The organism is Chitinophaga sancti, from assembly GCF_034087045.1.
In the GTDB taxonomy this organism is placed as follows: domain Bacteria; phylum Bacteroidota; class Bacteroidia; order Chitinophagales; family Chitinophagaceae; genus Chitinophaga; species Chitinophaga sancti_B.
Map to the genome: position 1 here is coordinate 440,169 of NZ_CP139247.1, position 16,836 is coordinate 457,004.

The following is a 16,836-nucleotide window of genomic DNA, read 5'->3' on the forward strand; positions in this document are numbered from 1 at the left end:
TTTGAGACAAAGATAGCACTCCGACTCATTTATCAAAAATGCCCACCCACTTCATCAGCACTCAATAACCCCGACTTGATGGCGAACACGGCCAAACTCACAGAGTTAGTCGTACCTGTTTTATCCAGTAAGTGTTGTCTGTGCCCCTCTACCGTACGGATACTGATAAATAATTTTGCGGCGATTTCGCTATTCGTCATTCCCTTGCAAATAAATGTTAAAATTTCCTTTTCTCTTGGCGTGAGGGTATTTCCATTTAAATAAGGCTTTTGAAGAGAGCGGGATTGAACCCCTCGTAACATGGCTTCCGCAATCTTTTCATTAAAATAGAATCCCTTTGCATGCACTTCTTCGATGGCTTCCCGCAGACTATCCTGATCGATGTCTTTATGCAGGTAACTGCGCGCACCTAATTTCATCATATGAAATATGAAATTATCGGCGGTATGCATGGACAGCGCGATAATTTTCATCTGCGGATACAGCGCCAGGATCTGCTTACATCCTTCCATGCCATCAATATCCGGCATTTCAATATCCATCAGGATAATATCGGGTTGTTGTATAACCAGCGCTTCCAGCAGTTGCTGACAACTCTCAGCTTCGATGATCATATCAAAATGAGGATAGGTCTTCAGCAGGTTAATAATTCCCTGGCGAAAGAGTTTATGATCATCCACAATAGCAAGTCGGATAGGCATCATAGGCAATATTTTACAGTAATGGCAATATTTACAACGATAGCAGCACTACAAAACTTATAATGATTGCATGGGATTCACTATGGGCATCACAGGCAATATTTTACAGTAATGGTAATATTTACAACGATAGCAGCACTACAAAATTTATAATGATTGCATGGGATTCACTATGGGCATCACAGGCAATATTTTACAGTAATAATAATATCTTATAATGATTGCATTGCTTTCACAATTGGTAATCTGATAATGATGCAGGTACCTTTTCCCGGTACTGATTGTATTTCCATATCGGCTTTCAGCATCTCTTTGCGCGCCTCTATACTTTTAAGACCGATACCTCCTTTTCCTGATTCCTGCGTATCAAACCCGCAGCCATTGTCACGCACACTTAGCGCTATACATTTTTCTGTTTGTGTCAATAGAATATTCACCTCACTGGCGCCGGAATGTTTGATCGCATTGTTTACCAGTTCCTGTACAATACGGTAAAGCGCCAGTTCCTGCGGTAGTTCAAGGCCTTTGATCTCATCTGCAGCTAAAGAAAAATTCAGCGGGGAAGCCTGTGACAATACAGACACCAGATATTGCAACGCTTCTACCAAACCGAACTTCGTCAATACAGAAGGATATAGATTGAGTGATATATTTTTTAGATTTTGTATCGTATGGCTCAATATCTCTTTGACACTGGTCACGATCTGCGCTTTATCCGGGTCGGTATGGTGTAACTGGTTGACGAGCAATTTGGCAGTAGACAGTGAAGAACCTATTTCATCATGCAGGTCATGCCCGATGCGTACTCTTTCCTTTTCCTGTGCGGCAATACTGGAAGATAATAATTCACGCTGGTATTCCTGCTGCACTGATTGCAGTCTGATTTGCTGTGCCAGTAACCGTTTCTGGTAAACAATGAAAAATATAATCACCGAAATGGCCAGAAACAGGATCACCATAATGCCGCCAAATAACATGTACTTCATCTCTAGTTCCTCCGGGGGATCGTTAGTGTTAGCGTATAAAAAATGTAGAGTATCATTGTTAATATGGCGTGGATATCCCATAACTGCAAATTAAACGTCGTAGAATATGAGGAGAAGATATACTCACTAAAAGTAAACACAATGATATCGCAGGGAAAGTAAATGATCAACCCTGCCGACAGCCAGAACATAGGTGCATATTCCAGGTGAAAGATATTCAATTTTTTCAGTACGCGGTAAAGATATTGTAACACAAAAAAAAGAAGGAGAAACCCTTCCACAAAGCGTTCTTCCCTATTGAACCCCTGCAGTTTGCCCGTGATGATTTCAAAGAAGGCATAGCCGGCAAAACCAGCGGTGAGGAAAGGGATCATCTTCGCAGTCCTGCTGTCACTCAGCTCATATCGGTACATAGCTGCCAGCAGGCCAAATTCTACGGGTATATAGAGGACAATTAAAAACAAATTCCCCAATTTTAGTAAAATGAAAATTCTTGACAGGAGATCTGTCAGAAAGCCGAATAATACAAGGATCCACAGGTAGCGCAGGGGTGGTTGCAGTTTTTTAAGACGAAGCCCTCCCACCACTACTGCGATGGTCTCAGGGATCATTACAGCGTACATAATGATCCGATCGATAGTAAGAGACATAGTAAATATTTTAAAGCCTCTCCCGGGCCAGGAGAGGCAATGAATAAAAAGTAGGGTATGGGTCAATAGGGAGGACTTGGAGCTGAGATATCGTACAACCCATCTGCATCGGCCACCTTTTCAGATGTGCCATCTCCATCCTCTTTAATAAGTCCCTGTAATACAAGATTGAAAGTAAAAGTAGGCGCATAAGGATCAGTCTCATACGGCCTGAATAACTCATGCAGGGCAAGAGTTACGGACAATCCGACATAATCGGCGCTAAAGGCCGAGTCGATAAAGTCACTCAATTCAAAGTTATACCCCTGCAGATAACCGTAAATAGTTTTGAATCGTTCTTTTGCAACAAAGACATCATTGTCTACCCAATTCTGTATCCAGATATTTCCAAGACTGGAAGGGATCTGACACTGAGGAAGCCCGGGAGTTTCCAGGTCCGGCGAATATGGAGTACCGAGAAAATAGGCAGAAGTAGTAATACCATTTGCATCTACACCATACAAAACCACATTAAACAATCTTTCGTCATCATCTCCATCCTGGATGCAAAACCGGGCTTTGATAGTAGTAGTCCCTTCTGACGATACCAGGTAAAGAATAGTGTCCAGGTCAAAACGAACGGCAGTGAGTTTAGATCCGTCTTTGAAAAAAAATTTGTCAAGTTTAGAGTTACCATCATCCTGATTGAGTTGGGTAATCCATTGTGAGGTAATTCTTTCATAATCGTCCTTGCTAATTAGCGGAATGGGCAAGGTCTGTGCTAATTCATGAGACATATTATATAGCTTATGGGTGAAAAAAATTTCGGGATAACCGAATTTAATCTTTACAGAATGCAGTGGCACCGCAGGCATTTTTTCTCACGACCCATTTTAAGAGGGCGATGAATCGGGAGTATTCACCGCCCTGTTTTCATGGTTTAGGAAGGGAAAAGGTGTCATTTTTGGTCTCAATGGACAAAAAGCCTGTGCTGACGATGTAAAAGTAGGGTATGGGAAAGGGGTAGGCAAGCGGGAGAGTACCTGAAAAATAAATCAGGTAGTTAGGAGGGGAAATGTAGGTAGAAATACGGGGGTGTTTAAAATACAGCGGCTAAATAACCGATATGGTCATTTAGCCGATACTTATTGTTAATCAATTCCGGGGAACTAACGATTTCTCACATAAAAATGGGGCCACCTTCCCACACAAATATGTCTTTTCAAACAATCTGCATTCACTGCCTGTTCTTTTGTTGTATTCAAATTTTAAAAAACACCCTCAACATGAGCACAGCAAACCTAAAAGCTAGCAAATGGAGCAAGACAGCTCCACTATCCGCCCTTGACACAATTCGCATAGAATGCGGAATTGACGAAGACTTCAGAAAAAAATTTATTGCAGATCCTGCTGGTGTATTAAAATCACATGGCATTGACGTACCATCTGATGTAAAGATCAATGTAGTACAGGATACTCCAAGCTCTTACAACATCAGCATTCCTCCTTTCCGGGGTAATGATCTGTCAGACGCATCTCTGAAATCAGCAGCAGCAAGCAGTAGCGGCACTACCTGGTGTACGACCTGTACTGCTACTACCCCTATCTGTGCAGGCTCGCTGGCATCACTGACTTGTGCATAACACTATTACAAGAAGTTATCTTTAGGAGTAACCTGATGGATCTGAAAATTTCTTCATTGAAATTTTTCTCCATCAGGTTCCCCATTCAAACCCGGTAAAGTTATTTTTAAGACAATATCTACTTTCCCACTTATCCGAAAACCACAACTATGAGTGCTGTTCTTGAACAAAAGGCGGTGTACGATATCAGCCTGGCATCCCGTATCAATAGTGAACCCGTTATACCTGAATTAACTGATCCCTTCTGCCAGCAGGCAGGTGCCTTATTACAAGTACGGCTACAGTCAAAAGGAATTAATATCCAGCCCCGTGTTTTGCAAGATCTGACAGATTGGTATGGTAAGATAATTGCCCGGTTGACAAACAACCTGCTTATTCAACGCTATTCCAGTTTCTTCCTGTCTGTATATCCGTTCTGGAGACCGAAAAACACAGCTCCTGGAGATTGTGAACCCGATGCATCCAGAGAAAAACTGGATGAATATATAATATGGGAAAGTGAACAAAACTTATTTTCCGGCAATGAAAACTATCCGGAGTTAACCCGCCTGCTTACACTCGCACAACAAAACTGGCTGACAGTTATTGAAGAACTCTTCGACAGGATACAATTGCATGGTAAAAATGGCATCCCTGCTTTGCATAAATTAACAGCCATCAGTTTCGGAATTTCTGATCCGCATGATCAGGGAAGAACAGCAGCGATACTGGAATTCGGAGAGGTAAAGATGGTGTATAAGCCCCGTTCACTGGATGGTGAATATGGATGGAATTACATATTGGATTACCTGATGGAGAAGGGGCTTCATTATGATTTCTTTTTACCCGGCGTATTAAATTTCGCTGGCTATGGGTTTATGGAATTTGTAGCACCTACCACCTGTCATGATCCGAAACAGGTAGCGGACTGTTATGAAAAATACGGCGCCATACTGGCGGTAGCACATGCTTTTGGTACATATGATCTGCACCATGAGAATATCATTGTACAAGGCGATAGTCCTGTAGTAATAGATGCTGAGCCATTATTCAGGTGCCTGCTAGCCAACTCTGCAACAGGAGAGAAACGATTACAACTGGATCGCAATATATCGCTGGAAAATATAGAATCGAGTGAATCGGTGTTGGATATTGGGATGTTGCCACATACTATTTTGAGTCAGTTGGATAAAGATGGGAATAAGCATGTAGAGTTTATAGCAGGTGCCTTGCACGCCTTTGGTAGTGAGCCGATGAAGGAATTTGTATTTTGCGGAAGGGGATCGGACAATGTACAATTATTGGAGAAATGGTTTACGGCAGCGACCATTCCCAACTTACCTTCATTGAATGGAGCACCACAATTACCCAAAGAATATTTACCCGAAATAGAGAAAGGGTTCCGTACTGCGCATCAGTTTCTTTTAAAACACAGACAGGAGATCCTATACAAAGATAAGATGCTGGACCAGTTGCGTCACCTGAATTTACGGTTGTTATTGCGCCCCACTGTACAATATGGCGTAGTATTTATCCGCAGCATCAGTATACAATTATTGAGATCCTACGAGCTGCGCAGGCAAAAGATCATCGACGATTTAAGGATCCTGGGACAATTAAGACTCGATGCGATTGATAACATTGAATTACATGAAACTGCGGGTATTTTAAATGGAGACATCCCCCGCTTCGATGTCCTTGCAGGTGGTACAAGTGCTTATGATACCAATTTGCTCTTTTCTCCCATTGAAATGGCAAAGCAACGTTTTGAGCGCATCAATGAAAAAGAACTGGAACTACAGGTCGTTACTATCAAGGAAAAGATATCAGAACAGTCACTAAAAGGGCAACCTGCATTTGGCATTATTGAGTCGATCGTAAATGCGACGATATGGAAAAATGGTATTCCATCCTGGGCTTATACAGCATATGCACCAGGTTATGGCTGTACCATGGTGCATTCTGACCAGGAAGCGCTGTATGATGGTGTACTAGGCACAGCAGTGGCAATCGCAGAAGCAGGTAAACTGGCTAACAACACATCATGGATGGAGCTTGCGCTACAAGCGATTCGTCCGCTTTCAAATCCAATCAGTGTAAACAGGGGAGGTGGTCTGGCAAGAGGCCTTGGCGGGGTTATCTATGGCATGATCAGGATTGCAGAAGCGACCAATACACCTGAAAATATACAACTGGCAAAATCAATTGCCATCAAACACTACAAAGAGATATTTGCAAAAGAAGAGCTGGATGAAATACTACACGGTCGTGCCGGTTTTTTATTAGCTATGATCGCCTTGTACAAAAGACAGCCAGATTCTTTGCTGGAAACAATCATAGAAGAAACTGCGCAAACACTCATCACCCGATCTGTCTCTCATGAAAGAGGTACCTGTTGGAAAGTATTAGATGGACTCTCTCTTCCCAACATCAGTCACGGCACCTCCGGAATGGCTATGGCAATGGCTAGATGGTATGAATTATCTGGGGATGCAAAAGCAAAAAGTGTACTGCTGGGCGCTATGGAATACGATAATTCATTCTGGGATGTCACGGAAAGTGGGTGGATAGATGCTCGTGTAGCAGGGTTGCAGGAAGAGCAGAAAACAACCTGGACATGGTGTAACGGCCGGAGTGGTGGGTTACTTTCCAGGCTGGCGGTATCACAGGCAATAGGTACGCCATTTATCGATGACTATTCCCAACATGCATTGTGTGCCTCACATACCGACATCCTGCATGAATCGGCACCTGGCTTATGTTGTGGTACAGCCGGGGCATTAGATACTTTATTGAAGATCAATGAATATTATCCTTCCGAAAAATTGCAATCACATATATCCCAGGCGAATCGCCTGATCACTTCACATACACCTGATAGTCATTATTCCAATTTAATGCCTGCATTATTTACAGGTAGTGCAGGGTTGGCTTTTGCCATGATGCGGGCTGCGCATCCTGACAAGGTACAGTCAATGTTATGGTTTGGATAGGGGTGATCTGGTTTTGCTATAAATGATATTTGGCTGCGCATCCAGATATGCTTTGATTTGAATCGCGTAATCAGCTTTTTTATAAAGGATCGAACGTATATGATGATCTTTATCATCCATACCTTCTACATGTCTTTTTTCATGATCGGGTATGCTTTCATACTCCGCTTTTAAGCGTGGTTTATTTTCTTCTGTCGGATTTACATAGTGGATGAAGTCACCAGTTTTAAACATAACTGATTACTAATTGATTCATTTTTTGTTTCGATTCTTCTGCTGATTTTATTTCAATAACATGATACTCAACCCCTTTCTGAATTCCTGTCTATCACAATAATAGTAAGGGTTTCAGGGCAGAATGTAATAGAAAAATAGTTGTTATCAACCTCCGATCTCTGCAATAAGTAAGTAATTAAAGACCAACTAAAATTGTTTGTTTTATGAACGAATACGTTACAGTATTAAATGAGATCAAGAAAAAAGTCCAACAAGCCCAATTAAAGACAGTTATTGCAGCAAATAAGCACATGCTGTTCCTTTATTGGGAAATGGGGAATTACATTCTTATGCACCAACATGAACAAGGTTGGGGGCTAAAATAATTTCTCTCCTTGCAGCTGACTTGAAAAAAGCGTTTCCATCGGTCAAAGGGTTTTCTTCCAGAAACCTTTTGTATATGAAGCAATTTGCTGAGGCATATCCAATAACAATGCTGCAAACTTTCAATCAGTTGGAGGAAGAATTAAGTGTAGAAAAAACCTCTTCTTACGATTGGAATAATAAATTAATATTAATTGAAAAACAATCAATTACAATTACGCAGCAACCTGCTGCGCAATTTACGGAATCGGTCTTTCTTAAGGCGGTTGTAGCGAGAGTAACATGGTCACATCAAATGGTTTTACTGGATAAAGTTACTGATCCCGGTAAACGCTTCTGGTACATGCTCAACACCATAGAACACGGCAACAGCCGCAACATCCTCGCCTCTCAAATTGACACCAATCTTTTTGAAAGACAAGTAACCACCAAAAAGATCACCAACTTCTCAAAAACCCTTCCCGAGCCCAACACCGACTTTGCCACCTACATCATGAAAGATCCCTACATCTTCGACTTTGTACAGGCAAAAGAAAAAGCAGACGAAAGAAACATAGAACAACAGCTCACTGATCACATCACCAAATTCCTGCTCGAATTAGGCAAAGGCTTCGCATTCATCGGCAAACAAGTGCACATTGAAATCGGCGGACAAGATTTCTACATCGACTTACTCCTCTACCACATTCGCCTTCATGCCTACGTAGTCGTAGAATTAAAAGCCCGCGACTTCCAACCCGAAGACACCGGCAAACTCAATTTCTATATCAACGTTGTCAATGACAAACTGAAAGGCACAGGCGACAGCGACACCATCGGCATGCTCCTCTGCAAAGGCAAAAACGAAGTCATGGCTGAATATGCTTTAAAAGGCATCGGCCATCCCATCGGCGTAGCCGAATACCAACTCGCCAAAGCCATCCCGGAAGAACTCAAATCTCAATTACCAGACATCTCAGACTTAGAAAACGAATTAAACTAACACACACCCAAATAGTGCAGCAGGTTGCTGCACTATTTGGAAAATTCTGATGGCTTATCCACTTATTTTTCAAATGCTTTGTGGACCTTTTCTACTGTCAGCGCGTCATCCAGCGTGAAATCGGCTTGCTGGTGAATGTCCTGTGAAGAGCTACCTACCTTTACTATATATTTTCCTGATTCCGCAACCCAGGCTTGCTGTGCTTCTATAAAGGAAGCCAGGTCTCTTGCCTGTAATTGTAATGTCACGACTTCACTTTCACCGGGTTTCAGGGCTTTCGTTTTGGCAAAGGCCTTCAGTTCTTCGCTGGGTTTGTCAATACTGTTATGAGGTGCGGACAGGTAGAGCTGCACCACTTCCTTGCCTGCTACCTTGCCAGTGTTCTTCACTGTCACGGTGGCGGTCAGTTTATCTTTATCCACTTTCAGATCGCTATAAGCGAAAGTCGTATAAGAGCCTCCATAGCCAAATGGATAAGACATCTTGATATTCTTAGTATTAAAATAACGGTAACCCACATAGATCCCTTCTTCGTAAGTCACGTCAGTGGGATTGCCAGCAGGGGTACCGAGCCAGTTCTTTGCAGAAGGCGTCTCATCATACTTCACAGGGAATGTCATGGTCAGTCGGCCACTAGGGTTTACCTGTCCACTGAAGATGTCTGTCACAGAGTTACCACCTTCCTGACCCGGTTGCCAGCTTAGTAAAATGGCATCTGGCTTATCTTTCCAGCTCGCAGTTTCAATCACCCCGCCAATGTTCAGGATCACCACTACTTTCTTTCCCTTTGCATGGAAGGCAGCGGTCACATTATCGATCAGCGCTACTTCATCTGCAGCCAGGTTAAAGTCTTCATCCACTTTTCTGTCGCCCCCTTCGCCGGAGTTACGGCCAATAGTGATGATAGCCAATGCATCGGAAGCTGCTTTCTTATCGATGAGGACTTTATCCACATTCATCTCCTTTATACGTTGTGGCAGTGCCAGCAAACCATCTTTCACCTTGCGGAGAGAATCCTGGTAGTTCGCATTTTTTACAAAAGGAACATAGCGTTTCTTTAGCTCCTGGTCTACTTTATAACCTGCGTTACTCAGACCTTCTATCAGTGATACAGTGTATGCTTCATTCACATCACCGCTACCGGTACCACCTGCTATGAAGTTGTAAGAAGTAACCCCAAATGCCGCAATTTCTTTTGTTTTATTGGTATAAGGCAGTAATTGTTCATCGTTCTTTAACAGGATCATACCTTCTGCTGCGGCCTGACGGGCGATGGCAGCGTGGGCTTTCAGATCTGGTTTATTGCTGTAGGCATATTTCGCCATAGCAGGGGAACGGAGTACAAAAGTGAGGATCCTTCTCAGGTCGGTATCTACTACTTCTTTCGTAAGACTCCCATTATTCATACCATCGAGTATCGCTTGTTTTTGTGCCGGCAACCCCGGCATCAGCAAGTCATTGCCTGCAGTGAGCTGTTGTACCACATTGCTGGTGCCAGCTTTGATTGCGCTAAAACCCTCATAGCCACCAAACCAGTCAGTCATCACAAGCCCTTTAAAGCCCCATTCTTCGCGTAGAATGTCGGTCAACAGATCTTTTCTCGCAGAGGTATAAGTACCGTTGATCAGGTTGTAAGAAGACATCACTGTCCATGGTTGAGATTCCTTCACAGCGATTTCAAAACCTCTCAGGTAGATTTCGCGCATGGTTCTTTCATTGATGTGCTCATTGATAGAAAGGCGATTTGTCTCCTGGTTGTTTGCTGCATAGTGTTTAATAGAAGTACCCACACCATTGGATTGCACCCCATTTACAATAGCTGCCGCCATCTTACCTGCAATCAAAGGATCCTCAGAATAATATTCAAAATTCCGTCCGCACAGCGGGTTACGCATGATGTTCAAGGCAGGTGCCAGTAACGCATCTACACCATATTCCTTCACTTCCTGTCCCATCGCTTTGCCTACTTCTTCTAATAAAGGCGTATTCCAGGTAGAGGCCAGTGCAGTACCTACCGGAAATGCGGTACAATAAAAAGTCGCTTTTGTATTCTCTCTGACAGGCTTGATACGCAGACCAGCAGGGCCATCGGCTACAATAACCTCTGGAATACCCAGTCTTGGAATGGCATATGTACCACCAGCAGCACCAGGCACCTTTCCTTCAATAGCACCTGCTACAGGGGTGAGGCCATTGAATCCCGGCATACCCGTGCCAATTAACATACTAGCTTTTTCGTCATCCGTCATTTTGCTGATCAGATCATCTACCCTGTCATTGATCGACAACCGATCATCTTCATACCTATCCAGCTTTCCATTGCCATTTAAATCCCTGAAGGTATACCCGTCAATTGTAATGATCGGTGGGGCTGGTTTCCAGCTAATTGCAAGAAAAGCCATGGCACCAGTCAGTAAGATTCTTTTCATATATCACTGATTTAATTATTCTCAATAATTTTCACATCCCATGGCGCTAAGGTCAGGGTGCTTTTTTGATTCACCATTTTTCCTGACAACAGTTCTTTGCCTGTTTCAAAAGGATAAGTCAATGTTTGAGGTGTGTCTGAGTAGTTAAACAAATAATGGATGGTGCGGCCGGCTGTGTTTTTCCCTGTTTTTGTAACCAGTGGGAAGTGTAATTGATGTGTAATTCCGGCATCTTGTGCACAATTCTCCATGATCTTTTCACAGAGTGCATTTCCCGGCATAAATGCGATATAAGTCGCAGTACCTTTACCATATTTGTTACGTGTAACAGCGGCATATTGCCCCCACTGTGCATGGTCGTAATACGCGAGTACTTTGGCAGTAGTAGGTGTCACTAACTCCATCCAGTATTTGATCTCATTGTTCTTTGCACCAAATGGATCACCTTTCAACCCCACATGTTCAGGCACTACGAACTGGCTGTAGTAAATACCAGTTACCGCATTGATGCCACCCGGTTGTGGTGTATAACGTACCTGTACATTCTCATTAGAGAAACCGCTTTTGAAAGTATAAACGATATGCCCGCCATTCTCAACATACTTATTGAGTCGCTGCAACAGGCTATCAGAGGCTGCGTACAAAGCTGGCACCACAATCATTTTATACTGGTCAAGATGATTGCTGGAAGGATCGATGAAATCAACACCAATATTCATACGATAGAGTGCATCATAAAATGGCCGCATGATATCATTGTATTTTTCGGGGACACCCCAACCAAAACTGAAGGCATTAAAGGCAGTATTGGCTTCATTGCTAAAAAACATGGCTACTTCATTCTTTTTGCTGAGATGTAGCAGATCTTTACTGAGTCTATCAAAATCTGCCCCGATCGTGATGGCTTCATTATAAGTAGGATTAGGTGCAAAGTCGTGACTCAGCAACCCTTTCCAGTAAGTTTCTGCACTATTATGAATAGAAGCCCAGTGCCAGTAACTCACCATATCTGCCCCACTGGCCAGATGACTGAAAGCCTGTAATCTTAACTGACCGGGATAAGGTGTCCAGTTCGCAAAACCCTGTGCTTCTGTTTCAATCACGAGATAATTCTGGCCACCTTTCATAGACCGGGCCAGATCGCCCCCTAAAGAAATTTCAGCGCCGGTCAACTGGTTCTGACTGGGATGATATATATCAATGCCTGCAATGTCAAGTGCTTTAGCTGCGGCAAAGTGGTCTACCTCGTCCTGGATACCATAAGAATAACCTTTCCAGCTCAGGTCAAAGTTCTGTGTGATAAACTGATCCGGACGTTTGTACTCTCTCACGATCTTTGCCTGCCATGCCAGAAATTCTGTAACCAATTGTCGTTGAAATTTCGCAAACTCCGCTTTCACACTGGCATTCACAGAACCGTTCACAGAAGGAAAATCATCCCAAGAGCTGATGCGGTTACTCCAATAGTTCAATCCAAATGCATTGTTCACACTATCCAAAGTGATGAACTTCTTTTGCAGATACTCCACAAAAGCCTTTTGCACATTAGGTCCTGCGGTATTGTATGCTTTTGTTTCATTATCCACCTGGTACCCGATGATGGCAGGATGATCCTTCACATGTTCCATGATCTTCCTGATAATGCGTTCAGCATAATACCGGTAATGTGGATTGGTAATATCCATATTCTGCCTTGGACCGAATTGATTCTGGCCATAAGGAGTCGTGGCCAGTACATCAGGATACTTCTTTGCCAGCCATGCTGGTACAGCATAGGTAGGTGTACCCATAATCACGCTGATACCGGCTTTGTGCATAGCATCGAGTACCCTGTCGATATGTGTGAAGTTGTATACACTATCAGACGGTTCTTCAGTGGCCCAAGTCGATTCTGCTATACGCACCACGTTGATATGTGCGGCTTTCATCATGGCAATATCCTTATCCAGGCGGTCATAAGGCATATATTCATCATAATACGCAACGCCGTAGAGCAATTGCTCTTTCACCTGTGCAAAAGAAGTGAGCGCGGAAATGCAACATGCAGTTAACAATAGTTTTTTCATAACATCAGCATTTAAAATTGAGTGACACTTCCAGCGTGAATGGGCGTATGTAAGCACCCGTCATCAAAGAATTGTAGTATGAAGAAGCGTCGGTGATCAGCTCAGCACCATAAAATAAAGTGGGCATTATTCACATATAACTCGTAACCTCGCTTCACACAGAAGCAATAATAAGGCATTTTAGGAAAACCACAAATTCTTCCTATTTTTTGGAACTGATTTTCGTCAGTTTGTTTGGTCATGGATACTGATCTTCGTCAGGATCTGCGTTGATCGGAAAAATTAACTTTGCATGCCCGTCATGCCAACGGGATACACACATATGGACACAGAACTATTATCGCCTGCAGGCTCGTTCGAGGCTATGCAGGCTGCTATTAATGCCGGTGCAGACGCCATTTATTTTGGAGTAGAACAACTCAACATGCGCAGCCGTTCCTCCGGCGGATTTACCATCAGTGATATTGCGGAAGTAAGTGAACGTTGCCATACAGCAGGGGTAAAATGTTATCTCACGCTGAATACGGTGATGTATGAATATGACATGCAATTACTGCAGGCGGTATTGAAAGCGGTAAAAGAAAACAATGTGGATGCAGTGATAGCGTCTGACTTTGCTGTGATACAGTCATGCGCAGTGATGGGTATTCCTCTGCACATATCCACACAGGCGAATGTGAGTAACCTGGAATCCGTACAGTTCTTCGCACGCTTTGCGGATACGATTGTATTAGCGCGTGAATTAACGCTGAAGCAAATTGCTTTTATCTGCAACGAGATCAAACGCAAACAGATCAAGGGGCCTAACGGCGAACTGGTAAAGATTGAGATCTTTGTACATGGTGCGCTGTGTATGGCTATTTCAGGGAAATGCTACCTGAGTTTACACAGCAAAAATGCCTCTGCCAATCGCGGTGCCTGTTTACAAAACTGCCGCCGTAAGTATAAAGTGTCAGATGCAGAAACAGGAGAATCATTGGAGATAGATAATGAATACATCATGTCTCCACAGGATCTCTGTACTATTAACATTCTTGACGAAGTATTGCAATCTGGTGTAACAGTACTAAAAATAGAAGGTCGTAGCAAAGGGGCGGATTATGTACATACCGTGACCACCTGTTATCGTGAAGCGATTACTGCTATACAACAAGGTACTTACAATGCAGCAAAGGTCGAAGACTGGATGGCACGCTTATCCACCGTCTATAACCGTGGATTCTGGGAAGGCTACTACCTGGGTAGAGAAATGGGGCAGTGGACAAATAAGCCGGATTCAATCGCAACAGAGAAAAAGATTTACGCAGGTAAAGGCGTACGTTTCTATCCGCAGATCAAAGTAGGGGAGTTCTATATAGAAAAAGGCACCTTACAGCAGGGCGATGAATTGTTATTAACAGGTAATGCATTTGGGATGGAGAAGATCAGTTTTGATACAGTGCTGGTGAATGGAGAGAAAAAGGACAAGGCGGTAAAAGGTGATAGCATAACATTTCCATTTCCTCATAAGGTGACAGCAACAGATAAATTATATAAACTGACAAATGCCTAAGATTATACATTACAGAGATAAATGTATTGGTTGCGGTATTTGTTTTGAGATGCAACCGGAGTTGTGGCGGATGAGCCGTAAAGATGGCAAGGCGGTGTTGTTGGGGGCGGAGGAGAAGCGGGAGACGGATGTTTTGTTGGTGAATAACCTCCTGCTGCAGGAGGCAAAGGGAGTGGCAGCAGCGTGCCCGGTGAAGATAATAAAGACAGTAAGTTAAAGAGTGTGCTAATGCACATTCTTTAACTTACTATAAGTAGCAGTAAGCCAAATCCTTTGTTCATTTCATGATGCTTTTATCGCCTTGTATAATTCCTTATAATGCACAACCAGATCACTGAGCGAAAATCCCCGGTTTAATCCACTGGTATTAGGCAGCACCCAAACTTTCGCACCACAAAATTCTTCGGCCTGCGCTCCCCATGCCACCTCTCTCTTTTGTGAAAAGGCTGTGTAAGCAGGTTTACCAAGAAAGGCAATATATTTCGGATTGTACAAGGTCATCTTAGTTTTGAATGCCTCAATAGCATCCGCAAACTCCTCTTTTTTCAACTCATCTGCACGGTTGGTGGCTCTCGCTACAGCAGTAGTAAGTCCATAACCAAAACTAACAATCGTTTTATCATCCACTGGTGCTATTTCATGTGGTGTAAAACCTGCCTGGTGCAATACTTTCCAAAAACGATTACTTCGTCCGGAGAAGTGATGTCCTTCCTCAGCAGATTTTAATCCCGGATTGATCCCGCAAAAAATCACAGTTAGTTTTTCGGCAATAAGATCATTTAACATGGGTGGTGTTTGTGTTGATTATTTTTTTTTCGAATTCAATCATTCGAAATTCATCACAAAAGTAAATTTATTAAAAAGGTAAATCTATTAAAAAATGAGATCTCCCATTTATGAGATCTCCCATTTATGAAAAACGAAACCACCTATGTTTGTGGAAGTCAGACTTTAAAAAGCAGTTCTTTTTATCATGGAATAATCCTGTCTTTTCGCAGCTGATCAAACAATTCAAAGAATGAATCTCTCGTACTCTTATACGCTGTAAAACCTAACTTTCTACTCTTAGACATATCCGTCATCACCTCAATAGGCCTTCCCAAATCCAGATCAGTATGCCATGCAGAAGCGACTTTCCCCATTTCAGTGTGCGCTAACCCATGCTCGTTTGCAATCTTTACCCACACGTCCTCATACGCGTTCAGTCTTTTTTCCAGCGGATGAATTTCTCCATCAAATCCTACTGGTTCAACACCAAAATACTTTGCTATTTCACCCCACATCCAGCTCCATCTAAACACATCTCCATTCGTCACATTAAATGCCTCATTCGCTGCCTCTGGTGTGGTACCTGCCCAGAGAATCTGCTCCGCGAGCATACGGGCATCTGTCATATCAGAAATCCCATTCCATTGCGCAGCAGAACCTGGCCATACAAAGGGTAGGCCTTCCTGCTTACAGATACTGGCATACACAGCCAGGGTACTCCCCATATTCATGGCATTGCCCACAGCTTTACCTATAATTGTATGCGGGCGGTGAATACTCCAATTAAATCCATCTCTTGCGGCGGCAGCATACACTTCATCTTCCTGGCTGTAATAAAAGTTGTCCAGCGGCAATCTTGGATGTTCTTCATTGACAGGTGTCAATGGCAAAACGCCTGCTTTTACATAAGCATCAAAAGGCCCCAGGTAATGTTTCAAACCAGTCACCAACCCTACATGACGTACAGATGTACGCGACGATAATACCTGCAATAAATTACGCACCAGTGCGCCATTCACCCGTATATTTTCAGCTTCTGTTTCATTGCGCATCCAGGTAGTAAAAAACATATGACTGGGGGTTACATCCTTCAGTGCGGCTTCCAATGAAGTTATATCCAGCAGATCAGCAGCAACAGGTATCAATCCTTTTACATCAGCTTTTGGTGATCTGGAAAGCCCATAAGTGGTCCATCCATTTTCAATCAGTAATGCAGATAGATTCCCTCCTGCAATACCACTGGCACCTACTACAAGTGCTACTTTATCCTGACTCATATCAATTGGTTTTATTGCAAAATTATCCTGTCCTGAGAAGACGAGGGTTGATCTGTGTCAAGAAAAATGTGGGTGGGTTTTATTGTAAAAATATCCAGGGATGAATAGATTGTATTAAGCAATTCCCTGGGCTTGTATTATCGCGTTTGATTACTTTTAATCCGGCTGAGTTTGTTTTGGGTAAGCCACTTTCAGGAAATGCATTATGGCATCTTATTCCTTTTGATCCTG

The 16,836-nt window shown here is 43.0% G+C and carries 16 protein-coding genes; 6 read left to right on the top strand and 10 right to left on the bottom strand.

The annotated features are described in order from the left end of the window. Positions 1–32 precede the first annotated feature (32 nt). The 4 genes from SIO70_RS01875 to SIO70_RS01890 all read right to left on the bottom strand — a co-directional run bounded on the left by SIO70_RS01875 (position 33) and on the right by SIO70_RS01890 (position 3,113). On the bottom strand, positions 33–704 hold the full coding sequence (locus SIO70_RS01875; RefSeq protein ID WP_320578939.1) for a response regulator transcription factor: 672 nt from the start codon (positions 702–704) through the stop codon (positions 33–35). A 209-nt stretch (positions 705–913) separates the two neighbouring features. Continuing rightward, positions 914–1,687, bottom strand: a complete 774-nt coding sequence (locus SIO70_RS01880) for a sensor histidine kinase (protein WP_320578940.1) — start codon at positions 1,685–1,687, stop codon at positions 914–916. Positions 1,688–1,689: 2 nt separating this feature from the next. Then, positions 1,690–2,337 carry a hypothetical protein gene (locus SIO70_RS01885; RefSeq protein ID WP_320578942.1) on the bottom strand — a complete coding sequence of 216 codons (648 nt, stop codon included), beginning with the start codon at positions 2,335–2,337 and terminating at the stop codon, positions 1,690–1,692. A 62-nt stretch (positions 2,338–2,399) separates the two neighbouring features. Next, entirely contained in the window at positions 2,400–3,113 is a 714-nt protein-coding gene (locus SIO70_RS01890) for a hypothetical protein (RefSeq protein ID WP_320578944.1), read from the bottom strand. A 489-nt stretch (positions 3,114–3,602) separates the two neighbouring features. On the opposite strand from SIO70_RS01890, the gene SIO70_RS01895 reads away from it, so the two are divergent. Together SIO70_RS01895 and SIO70_RS01900 are read left to right on the top strand one after the other, a co-directional pair. Then, the gene (locus SIO70_RS01895; RefSeq protein WP_320578946.1) at positions 3,603–3,959 is read left to right on the top strand and encodes a hypothetical protein; all 357 of its coding nucleotides are present in this window, start codon (positions 3,603–3,605) and stop codon (positions 3,957–3,959) included. Between the two features lie 149 nt (positions 3,960–4,108). Continuing rightward, the gene (locus SIO70_RS01900; protein WP_320578948.1) at positions 4,109–6,931 is read left to right on the top strand and encodes a DUF4135 domain-containing protein; all 2,823 of its coding nucleotides are present in this window, start codon (positions 4,109–4,111) and stop codon (positions 6,929–6,931) included. Here the strand turns inward: SIO70_RS01900 and SIO70_RS01905 are convergent. Beyond that, positions 6,917–7,165 carry a hypothetical protein gene (locus tag SIO70_RS01905; protein WP_320578950.1) on the bottom strand — a complete coding sequence of 83 codons (249 nt, stop codon included), beginning with the start codon at positions 7,163–7,165 and terminating at the stop codon, positions 6,917–6,919. The two genes, SIO70_RS01900 and SIO70_RS01905, sit on opposite strands and share 15 nt — an antisense overlap. A 206-nt stretch (positions 7,166–7,371) precedes the next feature. Between SIO70_RS01905 and SIO70_RS01910 the strand changes: the two genes are divergently transcribed. Beyond that, positions 7,372–7,533: a DUF1016 N-terminal domain-containing protein gene (locus tag SIO70_RS01910; RefSeq protein WP_320578952.1), complete on the top strand. Its 162-nt coding sequence runs from the start codon at positions 7,372–7,374 to the stop codon at positions 7,531–7,533. A gap of 20 nt (positions 7,534–7,553) precedes the next feature. Continuing rightward, complete coding sequence (locus SIO70_RS01915; RefSeq protein WP_414017948.1) at positions 7,554–8,513, top strand: PDDEXK nuclease domain-containing protein; 960 nt, start codon at positions 7,554–7,556, stop codon at positions 8,511–8,513. Positions 8,514–8,575: 62 nt separating this feature from the next. Here the strand turns inward: SIO70_RS01915 and SIO70_RS01920 are convergent, their stop codons facing one another. From SIO70_RS01920 to SIO70_RS01930, 3 genes are read right to left on the bottom strand one after another with little or no spacing between them, the layout of a single operon-like run. Continuing rightward, entirely contained in the window at positions 8,576–10,942 is a 2,367-nt protein-coding gene (locus tag SIO70_RS01920) for a glycoside hydrolase family 3 N-terminal domain-containing protein (RefSeq protein WP_320578954.1), read from the bottom strand. A gap of 11 nt (positions 10,943–10,953) precedes the next feature. Beyond that, the gene (locus SIO70_RS01925; protein ID WP_320578956.1) at positions 10,954–13,008 is read right to left on the bottom strand and encodes a beta-galactosidase; all 2,055 of its coding nucleotides are present in this window, start codon (positions 13,006–13,008) and stop codon (positions 10,954–10,956) included. A 4-nt stretch (positions 13,009–13,012) separates the two neighbouring features. After that, positions 13,013–13,135, bottom strand: a complete 123-nt coding sequence (locus tag SIO70_RS01930; protein WP_320578958.1) for a hypothetical protein — start codon at positions 13,133–13,135, stop codon at positions 13,013–13,015. 165 nt (positions 13,136–13,300) lie between these two features. Here SIO70_RS01930 and SIO70_RS01935 point away from each other — a divergent pair, with 165 nt between their 5' ends. After that, a complete protein-coding gene (locus SIO70_RS01935) occupies positions 13,301–14,560 on the top strand; it encodes a peptidase U32 family protein (RefSeq protein ID WP_320578960.1) in 1,260 nt (419 codons plus the stop codon). Next, positions 14,553–14,777, top strand: a complete 225-nt coding sequence (locus SIO70_RS01940; protein WP_083722560.1) for a ferredoxin — start codon at positions 14,553–14,555, stop codon at positions 14,775–14,777. Before SIO70_RS01935 ends, SIO70_RS01940 begins: the two co-directional genes overlap by 8 nt. A 65-nt stretch (positions 14,778–14,842) precedes the next feature. Here SIO70_RS01940 and mug read toward each other — a convergent pair whose 3' ends face one another. Continuing rightward, positions 14,843–15,346 carry a G/U mismatch-specific DNA glycosylase gene (mug, locus tag SIO70_RS01945; RefSeq protein ID WP_320578964.1) on the bottom strand — a complete coding sequence of 168 codons (504 nt, stop codon included), beginning with the start codon at positions 15,344–15,346 and terminating at the stop codon, positions 14,843–14,845. A gap of 185 nt (positions 15,347–15,531) precedes the next feature. Next, positions 15,532–16,605, bottom strand: a complete 1,074-nt coding sequence (locus tag SIO70_RS01950) for an SDR family oxidoreductase (protein WP_320578965.1) — start codon at positions 16,603–16,605, stop codon at positions 15,532–15,534. Positions 16,606–16,836 lie beyond the last annotated feature (231 nt).

Bases quoted from the DNA above. Each gene is read 5' to 3' on its own strand.
- SIO70_RS01930 (WP_320578958.1), bottom strand. From the start codon at position 13,135: ATGCCCACTTTATTTTATGGTGCTGAGCTGATCACCGACGCTTCTTCA.
- SIO70_RS01885 (WP_320578942.1), bottom strand. From the start codon at position 2,337: ATGTCTCTTACTATCGATCGGATCATTATGTACGCTGTAATGATCCCT.
- SIO70_RS01925 (WP_320578956.1), bottom strand. From the start codon at position 13,008: ATGAAAAAACTATTGTTAACTGCATGTTGCATTTCCGCGCTCACTTCT.
- SIO70_RS01920 (WP_320578954.1), bottom strand. From the start codon at position 10,942: ATGAAAAGAATCTTACTGACTGGTGCCATGGCTTTTCTTGCAATTAGC.
- SIO70_RS01900 (WP_320578948.1), top strand. From the start codon at position 4,109: ATGAGTGCTGTTCTTGAACAAAAGGCGGTGTACGATATCAGCCTGGCA.
- SIO70_RS01895 (WP_320578946.1), top strand. From the start codon at position 3,603: ATGAGCACAGCAAACCTAAAAGCTAGCAAATGGAGCAAGACAGCTCCA.
- SIO70_RS01910 (WP_320578952.1), top strand. From the start codon at position 7,372: ATGAACGAATACGTTACAGTATTAAATGAGATCAAGAAAAAAGTCCAA.
- SIO70_RS01905 (WP_320578950.1), bottom strand. From the start codon at position 7,165: ATGTTTAAAACTGGTGACTTCATCCACTATGTAAATCCGACAGAAGAA.
- SIO70_RS01875 (WP_320578939.1), bottom strand. From the start codon at position 704: ATGATGCCTATCCGACTTGCTATTGTGGATGATCATAAACTCTTTCGC.
- mug (WP_320578964.1), bottom strand. From the start codon at position 15,346: ATGTTAAATGATCTTATTGCCGAAAAACTAACTGTGATTTTTTGCGGG.
- SIO70_RS01890 (WP_320578944.1), bottom strand. From the start codon at position 3,113: ATGTCTCATGAATTAGCACAGACCTTGCCCATTCCGCTAATTAGCAAG.
- SIO70_RS01940 (WP_083722560.1), top strand. From the start codon at position 14,553: ATGCCTAAGATTATACATTACAGAGATAAATGTATTGGTTGCGGTATT.
- SIO70_RS01880 (WP_320578940.1), bottom strand. From the start codon at position 1,687: ATGAAGTACATGTTATTTGGCGGCATTATGGTGATCCTGTTTCTGGCC.
- SIO70_RS01950 (WP_320578965.1), bottom strand. From the start codon at position 16,605: ATGAGTCAGGATAAAGTAGCACTTGTAGTAGGTGCCAGTGGTATTGCA.
- SIO70_RS01935 (WP_320578960.1), top strand. From the start codon at position 13,301: ATGCCCGTCATGCCAACGGGATACACACATATGGACACAGAACTATTA.